This is a genomic window from Geminicoccus sp. (assembly GCF_035556675.1).
In the GTDB taxonomy this organism is placed as follows: Bacteria; Pseudomonadota; Alphaproteobacteria; order Geminicoccales; family Geminicoccaceae; genus Geminicoccus.
Map to the genome: position 1 here is coordinate 1 of NZ_DATMFZ010000025.1, position 19,006 is coordinate 19,006.

Genomic DNA, 19,006 nt, shown 5'->3' on the forward strand with positions numbered 1-19,006 from the left:
CTCGGCCGACAGCAGGTCGTCGTCGCCGGCCTTGGGATCGACCTTCAGGCCGAAGGCCGCCGCGGTCTCCAGCGTGTCGACGATGTGCAGGTAATGGGTCCAGGTCTCGGCGAAGTCTTCCCAGGGATGGGTCGTGGCATAGGCGCTGACATAGTTCTCCTGCCAGTTCGCCGGCGGCCCCTCGGCATAATGGCGCTTGAGCGCCTCGCCGTAGTCCTCGCGCTCGTCACCGAACAGGGCCCGGCAACGCTCCAGCGCCTTCGGGTTGGAGAACACCAGGATGTCCCAGTAGTGGTGGCCGACCTCGTGGCGGAAATGGCCGAGCAGGGTGCGATAGGGCTCGCCCATCTCCTGGCGGGTCTTCTCGCGCTGGGCGTCATCGGCCTCGGCGATGTTGAGCGTGATCAGGCCCTGGTCGTGGCCGGTCATCACCGGCGCCGGCCGAGGCTGCGTCGGTCCGGCCGACTGGTCCGACAGGAAGTCGAAGGCCAAGCCGTGCTCGGGATCGTCCGCCAGGTTGTGCAGCGGCAGCCGCAGCGCGATCAGGGTGTAGATCAGCCGGTGCTTGGCGAACTCGATCTGGCGCCAGCGCTCGAGGTTCACCGGGTCGGAGATGTCGGGGATCGTCCGGTTGTGCCGGCAGGCCCGGCACAGCGTGTCGGGGCTGTCGGCCGGGATCATCCAGTTGCAGAGATCGTGCTCCGCGTTGCTGCAGAACTTCATCGGCCGGTCCGGCAGGGCCAGCGGCCGCCAGGTGTCGCCGTCCGGCTCCAGCGCCGAGAGGTTCGCCTGGTCGGGCAGGTAGCCCAGGCGGTGGCCGCAGCGCATGCAGACCGTGTTCTCGAAATAAAGGAGCTGCCCGCAATGCTGGCACTCGAATAGCTTCATCGATCGTCCCCTGGCCGGCGGCGGCAATGCCGGATGATCGATTCTACATCCTGCCGCGCTTGAACCGGTGGCCGGACCGGAGGTTGCCGGCCGGCACGAAATTCATCCGCCCGCGCCCGATCCATCCCATTGACGGCCCGGCAGGTGGCGGCAGACCCTGCGGCCAACCCGATCCGGAGGCTGCCTCATGTCGTTCGCCATCTATCCGAGCCTGAAATCGGCCGTCGTGTTCATCACCGGCGGTGCCTCCGGCATCGGCCTGGAGATCGTCAAGGCATTCGCCGAGCAGGGCTCCAAGGTGGGCTTCGTCGACATCGACGCCGATGCCGGCCAGGCGCTGGCCGACGAGCTGAAGGCCAAGGGTGCCGAGATCGCCTTCGAGCGCTGTGACCTGCGCAACATCCCCGACCTCCAGCGCGCATTCGCGGCCCTGGAGGCGGCCCTGGGCCCGGCGGGCGTGCTGGTGAACAATGCCGCGCGCGACGACCGGCACGGCTGGCAGGACGTCACGCCGGAGTATTACGACGAGCGGATCGCGGTGAACCTGCGCCACATGCTGTTCGCGATCCAGGCGGTGGCCCCCGGCATGATCAAGGCCAAGAAGGGCTCGATCATCAATTTCGGCTCGAACTCCTGGTGGCAGGCCACTGGCGGCATGCCGGTGTACACCTCGGCCAAGGCGGCGGTGCACGGCATGACCCGCGGCTTTGCCCGCGACCTCGGCCCGCACGGCATCCGGGTCAACACGGTGGTGCCGGGCTGGGTGATGACCGAGCGGCAAAAGGAGCTCTGGGTGACGCCCGAGGCCCTGGCAGAGACGATGAAGCGGCAATGCCTGCCGGTCCCGATCGAGCCCGTCTACCTGGCCCGGATGACCCTGTTCCTGGCCTCGGACGACGCGGCGATGTGCACCGCCAACAACTACATGGTCGAAGCCGGGTCGATCTGACCCGGCAAGGCTCGGCCACGCTCCGGCTCGGGTGCAGGCACCGATGCTGCGATACTTCCAGATCGACCGGGAACGGCTGTACCCGCTGGAGCCCGCGGCCGGCGGAGGCCTGCCGCAGGGTGCCGTGTGGATCGACCTGGTCGAGCCCAGCCAGGAGGAGGAGCGGCAGCTCGAGCAGGCGCTCGGCCTCGACGTGCCGACCAGGGGCGAGGTCAGCGCGCTGCAGACCTCCAGCCGGCTGTCGGCCAGCAACGGCGTGCTCTACATGAGCGCCATCGTCGCCTATGGGCGGGAGATGGAGCCGCTGCACACGCTGCCGGTCACCTTCGTGCGCAGCGGGCCGCTGCTGATCACGATCCGCTACGGCATGCCCGAGTCGATCGACCGGTTCGTGGCCCGTGCCCAGGCCGGCGAGTGGCCGCTGCGCGATGCCGACAGCATCCTCGCCGCCGTCCTGGAGGTGGTGATCGACCGGATCGCCGACCGGCTGGAGTTCATCGGCGAGGACCTGAAGCGGATCGAAGGGGCGATCTTCCGCGGCCGGGCCACCATGACCAAGGACCGGCATCAGCCGGTGCTCAGCCGGCGCATCCACGTCCTGCAGCATGCGATCGAGCGCATCGGCATCCACCACCGGACCAGCTTCGGCCTGCGCGAATGCCTGCACAGCCTGGAGCGGCTGGTGGCGTTCCGCCGTATCCACGGCATCGACCATCCGCGTACCGCCCAGTTCAATGCCATCGAAGGCGACCTCAAGGCGATCGCCGACTACGACCAGGACCTCAACAACAGCATGGACTTCATGGTCAATGCCACGGTCGGCCTGATCGACGTCCAGCAGAACAAGGTGATCTACCTGCTCTCGATCCTGGGCATGGTGATCACCCCGCCCGTGGTGGTCGCCAGCATCTACGGCATGAACTTCGACTACATGCCGGAGCTGCACTGGCGCTGGGGCTATGCCTGGGCGCTGGGACTGATGCTGCTCTCGGCCGGTGTGCCCTGGCTGGTGTTCCGGCTCAAGCGCTGGCTCTGACCTGCCCACCGTCAGCCGCGCAGCGTGGCGCCGCCGTCCACATAGAGGTCGGCCATGGTGATGTGGCTGGCCTGGTCGGACAGGAGAAAGACCACGGCGTTGGCGACATCCTCGGGCGTGGCCAGCTTGCGCAGCGGGATGCCGGTGCGGAAGGTTTCGAGCGAGCCCTGGATGACGCGCTCCGCCCCTTGCGCATCGGCCCACATCCCGGTCTGCATCGGTGTGAGGGTGGACCCGGGGGCCACGATGTTGCAGCGGATCCCATGAGCCGCCAGCTCCAGGCCCAGGCAGCGCGTGAACATGGTGGACGCCGCCTTCGACGCGGCATAGGCGGCCATGGCGTGCCGAGGGATGCCGGCGGCATTCGAGCTGACGGTCACGAGGTCGCCCCGCCCTCGCGGGACCATCCGCCTGGCCAGTGCCCGGCAGACCCGGAACACGCCGGCCGTGTTCACCTCGAACACATGCTGCCAGGTCGCATCGCTGGTCTCGACCACGAGGTCGGTCGCCAGCACGCCCGCGACGTTCACGCCGATGTCGATCGGCCCCCACTCCGCCTCAACTTTTGCCACCAGCGCATCGACCGCTTGGCTGTCGCGCACGTCCAAGGGCTCGGCGCGGACGGGCGGCAGGAAGTCCATGGCAGCGGGATCGAGGTCGGTCGCGACCACGCGCGCGCCTTCCTCAAGGAGCAGCCGCACCACCGCGGCGCCGATGCCGCCAGCAGCCCCAGTGACCAGCGCGATCTTTCCCGCGATGCCGCTCGGTCGCATCAGCGGAGCTCCCCGATCAGCCGCTGCGTGCAGATCGGCACGCCGCACACCTCGGCCACGTAGCGCACCGCCATGTCGTGCCGTTCGCGCGAGAAGTCGGCCAGCGCGTCGGCGACGAAGAACGGCTCGATGTCGCGCATGAACGCCTCCGCCGCGGTGAGCAGGCAGCCGATATGGGCGTAGACCCCGCAGATGATCAGCTGGTCGCGGCCACGCGCGCGCATCAACGTTTCCAGGTTGCTGCGCTGGAACGCGCTGTAGCGGTGCTTGACCAGGACGTGGTCGCCCTTTTCCGGCGTCAGGGCCGGGATGATCAGCTGGCGGTCCCAGCCCATGCCCGGCCCCCAGAGGTCGGCCTGCAGCCCGCGGTCGCGCCGGTCCTGGTCGCCTTCCTGGGCCGTGTAGAAGACGGGCATGCCCAGCGCCCGGCAGTGGCGGGCCAGCTGGCCGACACGCTCGATCACCGGTGCGATCGGCGCCACGTCCGGCGTGAAGCGGTCGAGGAAATGATGCTGCATGTCGTGGATCAGCAGAGCCGCCCGACCGGTCACCACCTTCCAGGGTGCGCGGGGGGCCGGCAGCTCATGCTCCTGCGGCAGCTCGTATTGGCCGATCTTGGGCAGGCCCATCGCGGCAGATCCTCATCTCAGGCAGGACAGGTAAGGCAGGAACGATCCGGCTGGGCCGGCGCGGCGGGGCGGAGCAGGGCGGCAGCAGACGCGTCGACGCCCAGGGCCGCCAGGAGGGCGGTGAACTTGGCCTGGGTCTCCATCAGTTCGGCCGCCGGGTCGGAACCGGCGACGATCCCTGCCCCTGCATACAGCCGGGCATGGGTGCCGGCGATCTCGGCGCAGCGGATCGACACGTACCAGGCACCATCGCCAGCGGCATCGCACCAGCCGACCGCCCCGGCATAGAAGTCGCGCTCATAGCCCTCCTGTGCCCGGATCACCTGGTCCGCCCGGTCGCGCGGCGTGCCGCATACGGCCGGCGTGGGATGCAGCAGGCGGGCCAGGTGGATGGAATTGACCTCCGGATCCGTCAGCCTGCCCTCGATGCGCGTGCCCAGGTGCCACATGCTACGGGTGGCGACCAGTTCCGGTGCCGGGGAGCGTGGGAGATCGCGGCAACAGGGGGCGAGCTGGTCCAGGATCGCCTCGACCACCATGGCATGCTCGCGCCGGTCCTTGTCGGAGCGGAGCAGTGCCTCGGCAGCGCTGCGGTCGGCGGCACGGTCGGCCGAGCGCCGTGCGGAGCCGGCCAGCGGATGGGACTGGATCACGGAACCGGTCTTGGCGAGCAACAGCTCAGGCGTGGCGCCCACCAGGCAGCGCGACGCCTGCCGATGCCCGGCCGGGAGCGGCACGGCGAACACGGTGGCCTGCTCGTCCAGCGCCAGCCGGGCGACCAGCTGGCCGACATCGATCGGGCGGTCCACCACCAAGTCCAGCGCACGCGACAGGACGACCTTGCGCAGCTCCGGATCGCTGGCCAGCAGGTCCACCACGCGGGCGACCGCGGCCTCGAACCGGGTTGGGTCAGGGCGGGGGATGATCGACTGGACCACCGCACGTGGCCGGTCCGCCGGTGCTGCCGGACGGTCCAGCTGCCGGATGGTCACGGGCTGGAACAGATGCGGCGGGCGGGTACGGTCATAAGGAAGAGCGCCGACCAGCACGGCGGCACCGCCGCCACCGCTGCCGAGCACCGTCCCGGGCTCGCCTGCCTCGGCCGTGGACAGCACGTGCCGGCAGCCTGCGGCGATCAGCATTTGTGTCTTGGTGACGAGGACGAACGGCTGGTTGTCGCCGGAGATCATGGCCGCGTCGGGCGCTACGTCCATCAGGGCCCCTTGCGCTAAAAAACGGCCCTGGAGGGGCCGGGTAGCGAGATCTGCCCGGCGACCGGAAAGGTCAATAGTCCATCACGGACACTGTAACTAAACTGACTCCAGCCATTGACCCAAGCTGCTGCCCTATCAGCCAATCGGGCGGCGGACGCGCTGCGGACGTTTTCGAAGGAGGCGGGTCAGCCCGTTGTCCGGGCGACCTCGCGCTCGGCTGCCTTCAGGCAGGCGACGAACCGGTCGGCCAGATGCCCGGCCTGGCGCGAGCGGGCGGTCAACGCATGCAGGGTGAACGTGATCGGCGGATCCAGCTCGCGCACCACGCTGCCCTGTCCGAGCGCCAGTGCCGTGTAGCGGTCGATGACGGCAACGCCGACGCCGGAGCGGGCCATCATCAGGGCGGTGTGGTAGGTCTGCACCCGCACGGCCACCTGCGGCTCCTGGCCGTCGCGGCGGAGCGCACCCTGGAGCAGCTCGCCCAGCGGATCGGCCGGGTCCAGGGCGATGAACGGCCGGCCGGCCAAGTCGCGCAGGGACAAGGGTTCGGGCAGGGCCGGATCGGTCGCCACCGCGACCATCCTCGCCTGGGCGAGCGGCAGGGCCTGGATCGCCTCGTGCGGCGGCGCGTTGAACACGAAGCCCACGTCCAGCTCATGGTGCAGCAGGTTCTGGACGATCTCGTGGGTGTGATAGGTGGCGACCTCGCAGCCCGTGCCGGGCAGCACCCGCAGGAAGCGCTGCACCGCGCGCGGCAGCACGCCCAGGCTGAGCGCCGGGATGGCGGCGACGCGAATGCGGCCGGCCTGGCTGTCGCGCAGGTTGCGCGCGAGCCGGCGGACATCGTCCATGGCGGCAAACGCCTTGCGGGTCTGGGCGAACAGGGCCTGGGCCTCCGCGGTCGGCACCAGCCGGCCGCGGTCGCGCTCGAACAGGCGCAGACCTGCCTCCGCCTCGGCCTGGGCCAGGAGCTTGGTCACGGCGGGCTGCGAGATGCGCAGCAGGCGCCCGGCGGCACTGGCGGTGCCGGCGAGCATGACCGTGTTGAAGACCTCGAGGTGGCGCAGGCGCATCGGGCCGTTCTTCCCGCGATATCGTCCCACGGACCATAACTCAGGCTCATGGACCTGCCACTCTGGCTATGCGACGAGCGGACCCATGGCCGCTAGTCTGGGGCTGACTCTTGCCTTCAGCGGACGAAGACCACGCCGATGCTCGCCAGCCCCTATCTCCTCTATCTCGGCGACGTACGCGACCCGATCAGCGCCAAGACAGCGCGCGGCATCGCGGTGTTCCGGCCCGAGCGCTGCGTGGGCCAGTACCGCCTGCCCGGCTGCACGCTGAGCGTGGGCCTGCCCGACCTCATCCCGGCCGAGGCCGCGGCCAAGGGTGCGCGCACCCTCGTGCTCGGGATCGCCAACCATGGCGGCTATATCGACGAGGCATGGCTGCCGGCCATCATGGAGGCGCTGGAGCTGGGCATGGACGTGGCCAACGGGCTGCATGCCAAGCTGGCCGACATCGCGCCGGTCCGGCAGCGCGCCGAACAGCTCGGCCGCCGGCTGATCGACGTGCGCCACAGCGCCGGCAACTATCCGGTCGGCAAGGGCAAGCGCCGGCAGGGCAAGCGCCTGCTCACGGTCGGCACCGACTGCTCGATCGGCAAGATGTACACTTCGCTGCTGCTCGAAGCCGAGATGAAGAAGCAGGGTCTGGATGCCGAGTTCGCCGCGACCGGGCAGACCGGCATCCTGATCGCCGGCAGCGGCGTGCCGCTGGATGCGGTGATCTCGGACTTCATCTCCGGCTCGATCGAATGGCTGACGCCCGACCGCGATCCTGACCACTGGTGGGTGATCGAGGGCCAGGGCTCGCTGTTCCATCCCTCCTATGCCGGCGTGTCGCTGGGCCTCCTGCACGGGGCCGCCGCGGATGCGCTGGTGATGTGCCACGAGCCGACCCGCGAGCGCATGCGGCACATGCCGGACTATCCGGTACCGGGCCTGAGCGAGGCCATGGCGGCGAACCTGGCGGCCGCCCGCCTGACCAACCCGGATGCCCGGTTCGTCGGGATCGCGCTCAACACCCAGCACATGGCGCCGGATGAGGCGGACCTGCTCTGCCGGGTGATCGGGCAGGAGTTCCACCTGCCCTGCGTCGACCCGGTCCGCCACGGCACCGCCCCCATCGTCGCCAACCTGCCGGGCTGACCACCATGGAACTGCAGGTGACGATCGAGCGGCACGAGCTGGCGGGCGTGTTCCGCATCTCGCGCAGCAGCCGCACCGAGACCCGGGTCGTGGTCGCGACGCTCCGCCTGGGCGATGCGGTGGGCCGCGGCGAATGCGGGCCGAACACCCGTTACGGGGAGACGCCGGAAGCGGTGGCGTTCCAGCTGGAGTCACTGGACCTCGCCGGGATCACGCCGGACGCGGCGGGCCGGAGCAGGCTCCTGCAGCGGCTGCCGGCCGGCGCCGCACGCAACGCGCTGGACTGCGCGCTCTGGGACCTGGAAGCCAAGCTCACCGGCAGGACCGTGGCGGAACTCGCCGGCATCGCCCCGCCGGCCCGGTTCCGCACCGCCATGACGCTGAGCATCAACACGCCGCAAGCGATGGCGGAGGCTGCACGCAAGCTCGGGCCGGACCAGCTCCTGAAGGTCAAGCTCGATGGTGAGCAGGTGCTGGAGCGGGTGGGGGCGGTCACGGACGCCCTGCCTGGGGTCCGGCTGATCGTGGATGCCAACGAGGCTTGGTCGCTGGAACTGCTCGGCCGCTGCCACGAAGCCCTGGCTATGCAGGGCGTGGTGGCCATCGAGCAGCCGCTGCCGGCCGGGGCCGATGCGGCGCTGGCGGGCTTTCGCAGCATCGTGCCGCTCATCGCCGACGAATCCTGCCATGTCTCGGCCGACGTGCCGCGCCTGGCCGAGCGCTATGCCGGAGTGAACATCAAGCTCGACAAGACCGGGGGGCTGACCGAGGCGCTGGCCCTGCGCAATGCGGCGAGCGACGCAGGCATGCATGTGATGGTGGGCTGCATGCTCGGCACCTCGCTCGCCATGGCGCCGGCCAGCCATCTGGTCGAGGGCACCTTCCTGATCGACCTGGACGCGCCGTTCCTCCTGCGCGTCGACCGGCAGCCGAGCATGATGGTCGAAGCGGGCGTGCTGGATCCGCCCAAGCCGGCGCTGTGGGGCTGATGATCGGCTAACGCCCGGCCAGGCCGAAGCGGAGCAACTCCTTCCCGCCACGCAGCGCGCTAGCCGTCTCCAGCAGCGCACCCCGTGCCTGCGGCTCCGGGACATGAGCTGCGTGCTGCTCCAGGAGAACCGCGACCTCGTCCGGGGCGACCGCGAGATCCTGCAAGGCTGCCAGCGCCTCGTCGAGGGTGCGGCGCGTATCATGGTCCAGGTCCGGCCGGGCCAGCTGGCGGTGCAGGCCGACGATGGCGTGGCTCAGATTGAGCACCGCGAGCAGCCCACCGGGTGTCCGGGCGCCGAGGCTGGCAGCGCGGCCCAGATGCAGCATCAGGCGCAATATCCTGGCCGGGCCGACGCTGCCGGACGGCGCCGACGGCCGTTGCCCAGCCACCAGCAGCGCGAGATCGCCGCGGATTGCCTCCGCCACCGCCATGGCCTGCCGGTCGGGCCGGCGCGGCAGCAGGCGGAAGCCGGTGGTGACGACCGCCGCCGGGATCACCAGGGCAGCGGCTTCCTCCAGGATCGTGCCGAGCGGAACGGTCGGCGTGGGCAGGATGGCCTGGCTGGTCAGGAGGAAGCACATGTTGAAGTCGATGCCGGGAATGGCGGTGCGCCGGCTGGCCCGTACCAGACCACCCAGCGCGATGAACGGTGCCATCGAGAGGATCAGTTCCAGAGGCGAATCGACGAAGGGCTGCACGGCCAGCCGGTAGAGGAGCGCCATCACCACGCCGCCCAGCACGCCCTCCAGCATCCTGGGCGCGATCAGCTGCGGCAGCGGCATGGCGCCCAGCACCATCGAGAAGATGCACAGGCCCAGCACGGACAGTTCGGCCATCGGCCAGCCGGACCACCATCCCACCATGCTGCCCAGCAGCACGCCCAGACCCGGGACGATGCCGGTCATGATCGCCACCCACCATTCGCGATGCGGGGCAAGATAGACCGCCTTGGGGCGGAAGGAGCGGACATCGGCGCCCGGGTTGCCGGTCAGCAGCGCCTCGGCACCGGCCTGGCGTTCCAGGGCCTGGGCAAGCCGCGGGTTCTCCCGGCGCAGGCCGGGCAGGAGATCGCCGAGTGCCGCCGGCAGTGCCTGCGCCTCCACCATTCCCATCAGGCGGGCGCCGAGTTCGGGTTGCGGCCGAGCCTTGCCGCGCCGGCGGCGCTCGCCCATCGCCTGTGCCGCCGCCATGGTGGCCAGCGCCGCGACCAGGACACCCTGGACATGGCGCAGGCGCCGGTAGCCGTCCACTGAGCCGGCGGTGATCAGGCTCGCCGATTCGCTGGCCTCGCTCATGGCAGCCACGAGCTTTCGCTCGGCTGCCGCATCGGCGCCGGCCAGCCCGTCGATGGCGGCAGCGGCAAAGCGCAGCGCGTCGCGCGAGAGCCGGCGCACCCGGTCGTACAGTTCCTGGCGGGGCGAGGCGGGCGTGAAGAAGCCGGTTACCAGCGTGACCACCACCACGCCGATCAGGGTGCAGATCACCCGCGCCTGCGCCGTGCCGATCGCATCCTGGGCGAAGAACAGGGCGGGCAGGACCACGACGGCGGCGGTCATGCCCGAGAGCAGCGCGCCATAGCCGTGCACGCCGCGCAGGATATGGGTGAGGCTGCCGTTGATCGCGATCCAGCCTGCCAGCAGGACAAGCTGCAGCCAGGGCGCAGCGACGAAGTGGACGAGGGCGAAGCCGAACGCGGCACCCACCAGCGTGCCGGCCACGCGGAAGAAGGCCCGCTCGAACAAGAGCCCCTTGTGCGGCTGGGCGACGACCCAGATCGGCATCGCCGCCCAGTAGGCGTACGGGATGCCCAGCAGCGTGGCGACCGTGAAGGCGAGCCAGGCGGCAAAGGCCAGGCGCAGGCCATGGACGACCAGCGGGCCGTCCAGGCCCAGGCGTGACGCGGGCCCGGCCTTCATGCCGCCCGGGTCAGCCGATCCCGTCGGTGCCGGAGCCGCAGACCAGGACGCAGACCTTGTCGCCCTTGTCGACCTTGACCGCACCGGTGCGCAGGGCGGCGGCAGCCGCGGCACCGCTGGCGTCAGCGGACAGGCCGAACTCGAACCACAGCCACTGCGCCGCCTCGACCATCTGCTCGTCCTCCAGCAGCACGATCTCGTCGATGTTCTTCGCGGCGATCTCGTAGATCGGGTCGGCGGTGCGGCCGCAGCCCATGGTCGGGATGGTGGTCGTCACCTTGGGCAGGGTCACGGCCTCGCCGGCGGCCAGGCTGGCATGGAGGGTGGGCGAGCCGGTGGGCTCGATGCCGATGATCCGCGCATCCGGCTTGATCGCCCGGATCACGGTCGACATGCCGGCCACCAGACCGCCGCCGCCGATCGCGATCAGGAACACGTTGGTATCGGGATGCTCCTCCAGCACCTCCAGGGCGACCGTCCCCTGCCCCGCCACCACGTCCTTGTCGGCAAAGGGGTGGAAATAGGTGCCGCCGGTCTCCTCGGCGAACTGGTGCGCCGCCAGATTCGACTGGTCCCACTGGGCACCCACCACCCTTGCATCGGCACCCCAGGCGGCGATCTTGGCGCGCTTGGCCGGCGAGGAGGTCTCGGGCAGGAACACGGTGGTGCGCACGCCGGCGAGCCGGCCGGCCCTGGCCACCGCCAGGCCATGGTTGCCGCCGGACGCGGTGACGATGCCGTTCTTCAGCTTCTCGGGCGGGGTCTGGAGCAGGCGGTTGGTGGCGCCGCGCGCCTTGAAGGAGCCGGTGACCTGCAGGCATTCCAGCTTCAGCCAGAGCGACGCATCCGCGGGCGGGTCGAGCATCTGGTCGGCACGCATCATGGGGGTGCGGCGGACCTTGCCGTTCAGGCGGCTGGCTGCGGCGCGAACGTCGTCGAGGTCGATCAACATCGTAGGGTCAGAGCCTTTCGAGCGGCTGAGGAAAACCGCCCGGGTGCATGCAGGTCTTGGCTGCGGCATCCCGGTCGGCGGCGAGGCTGTCGGCCGCATCTTTGCCGCGAAGTCGCGCATGGAGAAAGCCCGCGATGAAGCAGTCGCCTCCATTGGCCGGGATGGCCACGGACGGCAGCTGGGCGACGAGGGCAGGCTTGGTCAATCACTGAGCGGCCTGGAGCGGCATCGAGAGCGCATTGGAGGATGTGCCCATCGGCTGATGCGGCGCAGGAGCAGGCTGCTCATGGCAACGTGGAAGGCTGAGAAGACGTCGAAGCGGGCTTCACAGTCCCGCATTCAAATTTGCGATACACCGCCGTCGACTGTCATTTCGATGCCGTTGACATAGCGGGCATCGGTCGAGGCCAGGAAAAGAGCAGCGGTTGCGATCTCGGCTGGCTCTGCCATGTAGCCAAGCGGGACCTGTCCAGCAACGTGATCCTTCAGAGCTTCAATCTCAACACCGCTCATTTGGAGGCCATTCTCAAAGAGCGATGTGAATGTGAAACCAGGGCTGAGTGCATTCACCCGGATCTTTCGGTTGCGAAGATCATTGGCCCAGGTCCGCGCGAATGACCTCACGGCTGCCTTCGAAGCATTGTAGAGGCTGAGGTCCTCCATGCCGTTGTTGGCGCAGATGGACGCCGTGAGCACGAGGGATGCGCCGTCGTTCACAACAGGCAGCAAGGTCTGGACCGTGAAGAAAACGCCTTTCACATTGATATCGAACGGCTTGTCGAACGCATCTTCGCTGGTCTTGCCGAACTCGTTTTTTTCGCAGATCCCGGCATTTGCAAAAACGGAATCCAGGCGGTCACCATGCTTTTCTATTTCGGCCTTGAGTTTTCCCAGATCGGAGAAGCTGGAAACATCGGACACAACCGCAACCGCTGCCGGACCGATTTGAGCGGCGGCCTTGTCGAGTGTCCTGGCTGATCGACCGGTAATATAGACGCGCTTGGCGCCTCACTCGACAAGGGCTTGCGCAATGGAAAAGCCGATTCCGCTTGATGCTCCGGTCACGACGCTCACGTGGTTCAGGAATTCGGTAGACACTCTTCGCTTTCCTTCAAGCCAAAGACGCAGGGATTGCGTGATGCGGCAGGATTGCCGGCGCGCAGTAGTTTCCGCTCGTGCGCGAGCAGGATTCCCGAGATCTGTTGTGGGCTTCTTACCTGCCTCACCGACCAGGACGGCAAGGTGGAACGTCTCGGAATGCAGTGGGTCCGTGACGCCTAGGTGAGGAATTCAATCAGCGCCGACGTAACCGCTGCCGGCCGCTCACCGGCGACGTAGTGGCTGCAATCGGCCCAACGAATGAGGTCCATCTCCGCAGACCGGCTTCCCGTTGAGGCGTCGGGAACGCTTCAAACTCATATGGATAGCTGCATCAGGCGCTCCTCACCCAGTTCGTCCCGCGAGACTTCTGTATCGCTTGGTTCCAAATTCGAGTCAGCCCAACGGCTTCAGGGCAAGATCAACCATCGCCCGCATGTCCTCCTGCTCTGCTCCGGCCTTGCCCAATACCCTCATCCCCTGGATCTGGCACACGAGGAACCTTGCCAGAGTCCGCTCATCCAGACGCTGGTCAATCTCCCCCAGGGCCTGAGCCCTGATGATCGCAGCTGCAAAAAGGTCCTGCAGCCGCCGGAACAATCGGGATATCCGGGCCGAAACTTCCTGGTCTCCAGGGAGCATTTCAGTGGCCGTCAACACCACGAAGCAGCCGCGCAAGCCGTCCTTCCCGGACGAAAGCTCCGCATGACGCTCGAAAGCAGCACGAATGGCGGCTTTCGGAGATGCCTCTCCACTCAGACTGTCCCCAACCTGACGGACCGCATCATCGATGTAGACATCAAGCGCGCGCAGGAAGACCCCTCGTTTGTCGCCGAATGCCTTGTAGAAACTGCCTCTCGACAGCTCCATGCCGTCAAGCAGATCGGGAAGCGAGGCGTCATGATACCCCCGATCCCAGAATACGTTCATGGCCTTGCGGACAGCTTCATCGAGATCGAACTCGCGAGGCCGGCCTATGGATGCCGATGTATGCGTGCCTTCAGCCATGGATGGCATATGGAACCAATTGGTTTATTAGTCAAATGGGTGCCATCAGGAGTACGTTTGAGAAGGCTCATGGCCACCGCCTGAGCTTGGTTGTGGATGCAACGACCAGGATGAGGGCTTCGGCGACACGGGTGAGTTGGTCGCAATCGCGGGCAAGGCTGCGGACTTCGTGATCCAGGCGAAGTTGCGCCCGACGCTCCTAGCCGGCTGTACAATCCGGAAATGGTATGATCTTCGATGATGTCTATACATGAGATTGTTTTGTACGATATAACCATTGTTTCAAGTTACTGCAATTCTAAACAATATCAATTCAGGTTTACACTTCACCACCTCGCGATCTAGCACACCCGAACACTTAGTTTTGCTTGCCGCCCGGATAACGCCATCGGCGTCCGCCGCGCGCATTCGCGCGCGTGCACATCCAAAAGCGGCTTCTCGGGGGGATTCGATGTCTCGCTCGGTGCTGCGTACTTTCTGGTACGCCTCCGTTTCCTGCCTCGCCCTGGCCGGCCAGGCTCTTGCTCAATCGGATTCACTGGCCGAAGGCGGTGCCGTGGCCGCTCCGCAGGCCATGAGCCTGTCGCCGGTCGTGGTCACCGCCTCCGGCTTCGCTCAGGAGATCCAGGATGCGCCGGCCAGCATCTCGATCATCACCCGCGAGCAGCTGGAAACCGAGCAGTTCCACGACCTGACCGACGCGCTGCGCGAGGTACCGGGCGTGGCGGTCACCGGCACCGCCAACGAGCAGGACATCTTCATCCGCGGCCTGCCGGGCAGCTACACGCTCATCCTGGTGGACGGGAAGCGCCAGAGCACCCGCGACATCCGGACCAACGGCAACTCCGGCTACGAGCAGAACTTCATCCCGCCGCTGGAGGCGATCGAGCGGATCGAGGTGGTGCGCGGGCCGATGTCCTCGCTCTACGGCTCCGACGCGATGGGCGGCGTGATCAACATCATCACCCGCAAGGTCGCGGAAAAATGGGGCGGCTCGGTTTCGCTCGACGGCACGCTGCAGGAGCATTCGGATTCGGGCAATTCCGGCCAAGCCCAGGTCTATCTGAGCGGGCCGATCGTGAGCGAACTGCTCGGCCTGCAGCTTTGGGGCCGCCTCTTCGGCCGAGGCGAGGACGAGATCGAGAGCGGCTGGAGCAAGGCGGACGACCATGATCTCGGCGGCAAACTGACCCTCACCCCGACCGAGCACCAGGAGATCGTGCTCACCGGCGGCTATACCCGGCTCGAGCGCAACGCCACTGCCGGCAAGACGCTGGAAGTGGATGCGAACGACACCCGCAGCAAGCAGGACCGCCTGTTCTACTCGCTCAGCCATACCGGCCATTGGGACTTCGGCACGACCGACCTCTCGATCCTGCAGGAAAAGGCTGAGCGCCGTTCCTGGACCCGCTCGGACGAGGAAGGTCTGGTCAAGAACGCCCGCTCCCCTGAGACCCTGAACACGGTGATCGACGGCAAGGTCCAGCTCCCGATCGACCTGCCGGTGGTGGGTCTGCATTCGCTGGTAGTGGGCGGCCAGTGGATGAGCACCGAGCTGACCGACCAGAACCCCGGCAAGCGCACCGGCCAGGACGAGAAGTTCAAGATCTGGCAGCAGGCCCTGTTCATCGAGGACGAGTGGCTGATCACCGACAACTTCTCGCTGACTGGCGGCCTGCGCGTCGACGACCACGAGGTCTATGGCGCGCACTGGAGCCCGCGCGGCTACGCGGTCTGGCACCCGACCGAGATGTGGACGATCAAGGGCGGCGTCTCCACCGGCTTCCGCGCCCCGGACATCCGCACGATCGCGCCGGGCTACGCCTACACCACCGGCGGCGGCGGCTGCAGCTATGGCCCGAACGGCACCTGCGGCGTGATCATCGGCGATCCCGACCTCGAGCCGGAGAAGAGCACCAGCTACGAGTTCAGCGTCGGCTGGAACAATTTCAGCTGGCTGTCGGCCAACGCGACCTATTTCTATACCGACTTCAAGGACAAGGTCTCGAATGCGCTGGTGCTGGACGAGGACGGCAACCCGGCGCGCTGGCCCGAGGATCCCAACTACCGGCTCTGGTACAGCTACAATATCGACGATGCGGTGATCCAGGGCGTGGAGCTGTCCGCGACTTTCCAGGCGACCGAGACGATCACGTTCACCGGCAGCTACACCTACACCGACTCCGAGCAGAAGACCGGGACCTACAAGGGCCTGCCGCTGGCGCGCACGCCGGAGCATCTGGCGAACCTGCGGGTGGACTGGGCCACGCCGATCGCGGGCCTGCGCACCTGGGCGCGTGCGGACTACCATGGCAAGGAGCTGAACGCCGGCCTGCGCCTGGGCCAGAACGGCAAGCCGCTCGAGCGGGACGGCACCGTGGTCGCCCGGGAGTATGACAGCTACCTGACCTTCGACATCGGCGCCAACTATGCGCTGACGGACAAGGTGTTGCTGAGCGCCGCCGTCTACAATGTCGGCGACAAGCAGCTGGAGCCGGACGCCTACAACACGGTCGGCGATGGCAGGCGGTTCTGGCTCGGGACGACGATCAAGTTCTGACGCCTGGATCCTGGCTCAGGCTGGCGTGCCGGATGACGGCCGCCAGCCGGGCTTCGGGAAGCGGGCGGCCGTCGGGTTGGCGAACAGGTCGGCCGCCATCACCCGTGCCCAGATGCTGAGATCGACACCTGCCAGCTCGTCCTCGGTGAACCAGCGCAGCTCCGAGGTCTCCTCGCCATCGGGCCTCGGCACGCCGCCTATCACCCGTGCCTCGAACCCGGTCGAGACATAGGAGGTCACATCGCCGTTGGGATAGGTCACCCGGTATTGCGGCCCGCCATAGACCCCCAGCACCCGGACCAGCTCGATCAGGTAACCGGTCTCTTCGAACGCCTCGCGCACGGCGGCATCCGAGGGGCTCTCGTCCGGATCGACCGCCCCGCCAGGAGTGGACCAGATGCCGCTGTCGATCTGCCGGACGAGCAGGATCCGGTCCCGATCGTCCCGGATCACCGCGGCCGCCGAGGGCAGCAGGATGAGATCGTTGCCCAGATGGCGGCGGAGCTTGCGGACATAGTCGGACATCGGCATGGCAGGCACGGATCTCCTCGCGTGGCACTGGCACCACCGATGCCATGGACGCGGCCATGCCGCATCTCTCCCGTTGGAGGGTGGGCAGTCGCCTGGGGCTGCGCATATTGCCCAGCGGCATTCTGAGAAATGTCGCGTTCCCGCGTGCATCAAGCCTTACCGCCGCTGTTCGGGCTCGTCACCAAGCTGACCGGCCTCACGCGGCCGATGGCGGTGCCTCTGCGCGCGACAGGTCGGAAAGGAAGCGGTGCATCAGCGGCGAGTTGCCGAAGCGCCGACTGACCTCTTCTCCTGCCAGCGAGAAATCGGGCTCGCGCCGGAGCAGCTCGGCCATCGTGGCGCGTGCCTCGTCCGGCCGCTCCAGGCCGACCAGCACCGCCGCACGGATCTTCAGGCAGTCCGGGTCCTGCGGCGCCCGCAGCACGCACTCGGCCAGCACCTCGTCCGCCTCGCCCAGCCGGCCCGCGGCATAGAGCGCCTGACCGTGGATGTAGGCATAGTATTCCGGCGCCAGGGGATGGAGGCGTCGCGCCCGCTCGGCATTCTCGACCGCTTCGTCATAGGCGCCGAACCGCAGCTGCGCCTTGGCCAGTGCCATCAGGCTGTCCGGATCGCTGGCATTCAGCTCCACCGCCCGCTGCGCGGCGCGCATAGCGCCCCCATACTCGCCGCTGGCTGCCAGCCCGAAGCTCAGCACCTGGTAGGCCAGCGGCAGATCCGGCTCCAGCCGGATCGCCTCGCGGGCCTCGGCCATGCCGCGTGCGACCAGCTCGGCCGCGTTGCCGGTGGGCCAGTCGAACTGCTCGGCGATGTAGGTGAGGCCGAGATAGGCGCGGGCCGTAGCATAGCCCGCGTCCAGCTCCAGCGCCCGCTGATACAGGTCACGCGCCTCCAGCAGCGCGGCTCGGTCGGCGGCACCGTGCTTGTGATGGCGGCGCGCCCGCAGCACGAGGTCGTAGGCACGCAGGTCGGCGGTCGGACGGGCCACGGCGGCCGCGGCTTCGCTCTGGCGCACATAGGACACCAGCGAGGAGACGATCCGGGCGGTGAGGTCGGCCTGGACCGCGAACACGTCCTCGATGCGCTGGTCGTAGCTGTGCGACCAGAGATGGGTGCCGGTGCGTGCGTCGATCAGCTGCGCCACCACCCTGAGCTGATCGCCCGCCCGCCGGGCACTGCCTTCCACCACATATTGCGCACCCAGCCGCTCGCCCACCTCGCGGATGTCGGCAGGCTGGTCGGCGAGCGCGAAGGTCGAGTTGCGCGCGATCACCATCAGCTCGCGGTTGCGTGCGAGGTTGGCAATGACGTCCTCAGTCAGGCCATCGGCGAAATAGGCCTGGCTCGGCTCGGGACTCAGGTCGTCGAAGGGCAGCACCGCCACGGTCGGGCGGCTGTCCGCTGCCGCCGTACGCAGCAGCCCGGAGGCACTGCCCGCTGCCGCCGGTGGTGCGGCCGTGCGCTCCGTCCAGCTGTCGGCCGCGATGTAGCCCGCCCCGAGGATGCCGGCGCAGATGCTCGCCAGGACGGTGGAACGTGGCCGGGTCCAGGCCAGTCGGCCAGCCGGCAGGAGCCGCGCCAGCCCACCGGGCGCCACCTCGTCCGGGCGCCAAGCATAGACCTCGATCGCTTCGGGGATGTTCTTCGCCTGCCGGCGGCCGATCCGCCGGAAGCGGGCGACGTGCTCCTTGTCGGCGCTGCGCACGACCGTGGCACTCGCATAGATGCTGCCGGGCTCGGCCATGGCCTGCAGCCGGTTGGCGACGTTCACCCCGTCGCCAAAGACGTCGCCGTCCTCCTCGATCACATCACCGAGGTTGAGGCCGAGCCGAAGGTCCAGGGGACATGGGCCAAAGCCCCGCTGGATCTCGATGGCCGCCTCCAGCGCCGCGTTGACGCTGCCGAACGCGGTGAGGAACCCGTCGCCGGTATGCTTGAAGGTCCGGCCGCCATGGCGCTGCACGGCCGGCTCGACGATTTCCCGCAACGCCGTCCGCAGCTCGCCATAGGTCTGGGCCTCGTCCTCGGCCATGAGCCGGCTGTAGCCGACCACGTCCCCGGCGATGATGGCAGCAAGCTTGCGTTCCATGGAGCTGGCCCATCAGGTCGACCTGCCGCTCAATATAGGCGACGGCTCGCAGGATGAGTACCGGGTTGCACTGATCAATTCCCGCAGCCTGGCGATGTGCTGCACCCCGAAACGAAATGGAGCGGCCGGCAAGCCGACCGCTCCATCGTCTCGAACCCGGCT

15 protein-coding genes and 1 pseudogene are annotated in these 19,006 nt (G+C 68.0%); 5 read left to right on the plus strand and 11 right to left on the minus strand.

Annotation, left to right across the window (positions count from 1 at the left end):
* The coding region (locus VNS22_RS01715) for a zinc-binding metallopeptidase family protein (RefSeq protein WP_325728964.1) at positions 1-888 on the minus strand (888 nt) is incomplete at its 3' end.
* A gap of 187 nt (positions 889-1,075) precedes the next feature.
* On the opposite strand from VNS22_RS01715, the gene VNS22_RS01720 reads away from it, so the two are divergent.
* Positions 1,076-1,837 (plus strand): SDR family oxidoreductase, encoded by a 762-nt coding sequence (locus VNS22_RS01720; RefSeq protein ID WP_325728966.1) that lies wholly within the window; start codon positions 1,076-1,078, stop codon positions 1,835-1,837.
* Between the two features lie 43 nt (positions 1,838-1,880).
* Positions 1,881-2,873, plus strand: a complete 993-nt coding sequence (locus VNS22_RS01725) for a CorA family divalent cation transporter (RefSeq protein ID WP_325728968.1) — start codon at positions 1,881-1,883, stop codon at positions 2,871-2,873.
* 11 nt (positions 2,874-2,884) lie between these two features.
* Here VNS22_RS01725 and VNS22_RS01730 read toward each other — a convergent pair whose 3' ends face one another.
* The 4 genes from VNS22_RS01730 to VNS22_RS01745 all read right to left on the minus strand — a co-directional run bounded on the left by VNS22_RS01730 (position 2,885) and on the right by VNS22_RS01745 (position 6,562).
* On the minus strand, positions 2,885-3,646 hold the full coding sequence (locus VNS22_RS01730) for a 2,3-dihydro-2,3-dihydroxybenzoate dehydrogenase (protein WP_325728970.1): 762 nt from the start codon (positions 3,644-3,646) through the stop codon (positions 2,885-2,887).
* A complete protein-coding gene (locus VNS22_RS01735) occupies positions 3,646-4,275 on the minus strand; it encodes an isochorismatase family protein (RefSeq protein WP_325728972.1) in 630 nt (209 codons plus the stop codon). Before VNS22_RS01735 ends, VNS22_RS01730 begins: the two co-directional genes overlap by 1 nt.
* Positions 4,276-4,292: 17 nt before the next feature.
* A complete protein-coding gene (locus tag VNS22_RS01740) occupies positions 4,293-5,489 on the minus strand; it encodes an isochorismate synthase (RefSeq protein WP_325728974.1) in 1,197 nt (398 codons plus the stop codon).
* A 185-nt stretch (positions 5,490-5,674) separates the two neighbouring features.
* Positions 5,675-6,562, minus strand: coding sequence for a LysR family transcriptional regulator (locus VNS22_RS01745; RefSeq protein ID WP_325728976.1), 888 nt, complete (start codon positions 6,560-6,562; stop codon positions 5,675-5,677).
* A gap of 138 nt (positions 6,563-6,700) precedes the next feature.
* Here VNS22_RS01745 and dgcN point away from each other — a divergent pair, with 138 nt between their 5' ends.
* Entirely contained in the window at positions 6,701-7,699 is a 999-nt protein-coding gene (gene dgcN / locus VNS22_RS01750) for an N-acetyltransferase DgcN (protein WP_325728978.1), read from the plus strand.
* A 5-nt stretch (positions 7,700-7,704) separates the two neighbouring features.
* The gene (gene dgcA, locus VNS22_RS01755) at positions 7,705-8,688 is read left to right on the plus strand and encodes an N-acetyl-D-Glu racemase DgcA (protein WP_325728980.1); all 984 of its coding nucleotides are present in this window, start codon (positions 7,705-7,707) and stop codon (positions 8,686-8,688) included.
* 7 nt (positions 8,689-8,695) lie between these two features.
* Here dgcA and VNS22_RS01760 read toward each other — a convergent pair whose 3' ends face one another.
* From VNS22_RS01760 to VNS22_RS01775, 4 genes and pseudogenes are all read right to left on the minus strand, one after another.
* Entirely contained in the window at positions 8,696-10,606 is a 1,911-nt protein-coding gene (locus VNS22_RS01760; protein ID WP_325728982.1) for an FUSC family protein, read from the minus strand.
* Between the two features lie 10 nt (positions 10,607-10,616).
* Entirely contained in the window at positions 10,617-11,558 is a 942-nt protein-coding gene (locus tag VNS22_RS01765) for a threonine/serine dehydratase (RefSeq protein WP_325728984.1), read from the minus strand.
* A gap of 339 nt (positions 11,559-11,897) precedes the next feature.
* Positions 11,898-12,656: pseudogene (locus VNS22_RS01770) on the minus strand (SDR family oxidoreductase).
* Positions 12,657-13,052: 396 nt separating this feature from the next.
* Positions 13,053-13,586, minus strand: coding sequence for a TetR/AcrR family transcriptional regulator (locus tag VNS22_RS01775; RefSeq protein WP_349261677.1), 534 nt, complete (start codon positions 13,584-13,586; stop codon positions 13,053-13,055).
* A 529-nt stretch (positions 13,587-14,115) separates the two neighbouring features.
* On the opposite strand from VNS22_RS01775, the gene VNS22_RS01780 reads away from it, so the two are divergent.
* Entirely contained in the window at positions 14,116-16,224 is a 2,109-nt protein-coding gene (locus tag VNS22_RS01780; protein WP_325728988.1) for a TonB-dependent receptor domain-containing protein, read from the plus strand.
* Positions 16,225-16,239: 15 nt separating this feature from the next.
* On the opposite strand, the gene VNS22_RS01785 is transcribed toward VNS22_RS01780, so the two are convergent.
* On the minus strand, positions 16,240-16,755 hold the full coding sequence (locus VNS22_RS01785; protein ID WP_325728990.1) for an NUDIX domain-containing protein: 516 nt from the start codon (positions 16,753-16,755) through the stop codon (positions 16,240-16,242).
* 196 nt (positions 16,756-16,951) lie between these two features.
* Positions 16,952-18,844: an adenylate/guanylate cyclase domain-containing protein gene (locus VNS22_RS01790; RefSeq protein WP_325728992.1), complete on the minus strand. Its 1,893-nt coding sequence runs from the start codon at positions 18,842-18,844 to the stop codon at positions 16,952-16,954.
* Between the last annotated feature and the right edge of the window lie 162 nt (positions 18,845-19,006).

What these genes read in the sequence shown, in the direction of transcription:
- VNS22_RS01760 (WP_325728982.1), bottom strand. Translation starts at nt 10,606, where the DNA reads ATGAAGGCCGGGCCCGCGTCACGCCTGGGCCTGGACGGCCCGCTGGTC.
- VNS22_RS01740 (WP_325728974.1), bottom strand. Translation starts at nt 5,489, where the DNA reads ATGGACGTAGCGCCCGACGCGGCCATGATCTCCGGCGACAACCAGCCG.
- VNS22_RS01720 (WP_325728966.1), top strand. Translation starts at nt 1,076, where the DNA reads ATGTCGTTCGCCATCTATCCGAGCCTGAAATCGGCCGTCGTGTTCATC.
- dgcA (WP_325728980.1), top strand. Translation starts at nt 7,705, where the DNA reads ATGGAACTGCAGGTGACGATCGAGCGGCACGAGCTGGCGGGCGTGTTC.
- VNS22_RS01790 (WP_325728992.1), bottom strand. Translation starts at nt 18,844, where the DNA reads ATGGAACGCAAGCTTGCTGCCATCATCGCCGGGGACGTGGTCGGCTAC.
- VNS22_RS01765 (WP_325728984.1), bottom strand. Translation starts at nt 11,558, where the DNA reads ATGTTGATCGACCTCGACGACGTTCGCGCCGCAGCCAGCCGCCTGAAC.
- VNS22_RS01725 (WP_325728968.1), top strand. Translation starts at nt 1,881, where the DNA reads ATGCTGCGATACTTCCAGATCGACCGGGAACGGCTGTACCCGCTGGAG.
- VNS22_RS01780 (WP_325728988.1), top strand. Translation starts at nt 14,116, where the DNA reads ATGTCTCGCTCGGTGCTGCGTACTTTCTGGTACGCCTCCGTTTCCTGC.
- VNS22_RS01745 (WP_325728976.1), bottom strand. Translation starts at nt 6,562, where the DNA reads ATGCGCCTGCGCCACCTCGAGGTCTTCAACACGGTCATGCTCGCCGGC.
- dgcN (WP_325728978.1), top strand. Translation starts at nt 6,701, where the DNA reads ATGCTCGCCAGCCCCTATCTCCTCTATCTCGGCGACGTACGCGACCCG.
- VNS22_RS01735 (WP_325728972.1), bottom strand. Translation starts at nt 4,275, where the DNA reads ATGGGCCTGCCCAAGATCGGCCAATACGAGCTGCCGCAGGAGCATGAG.
- VNS22_RS01775 (WP_349261677.1), bottom strand. Translation starts at nt 13,586, where the DNA reads ATGAACGTATTCTGGGATCGGGGGTATCATGACGCCTCGCTTCCCGAT.
- VNS22_RS01730 (WP_325728970.1), bottom strand. Translation starts at nt 3,646, where the DNA reads ATGCGACCGAGCGGCATCGCGGGAAAGATCGCGCTGGTCACTGGGGCT.
- VNS22_RS01785 (WP_325728990.1), bottom strand. Translation starts at nt 16,755, where the DNA reads ATGCCGATGTCCGACTATGTCCGCAAGCTCCGCCGCCATCTGGGCAAC.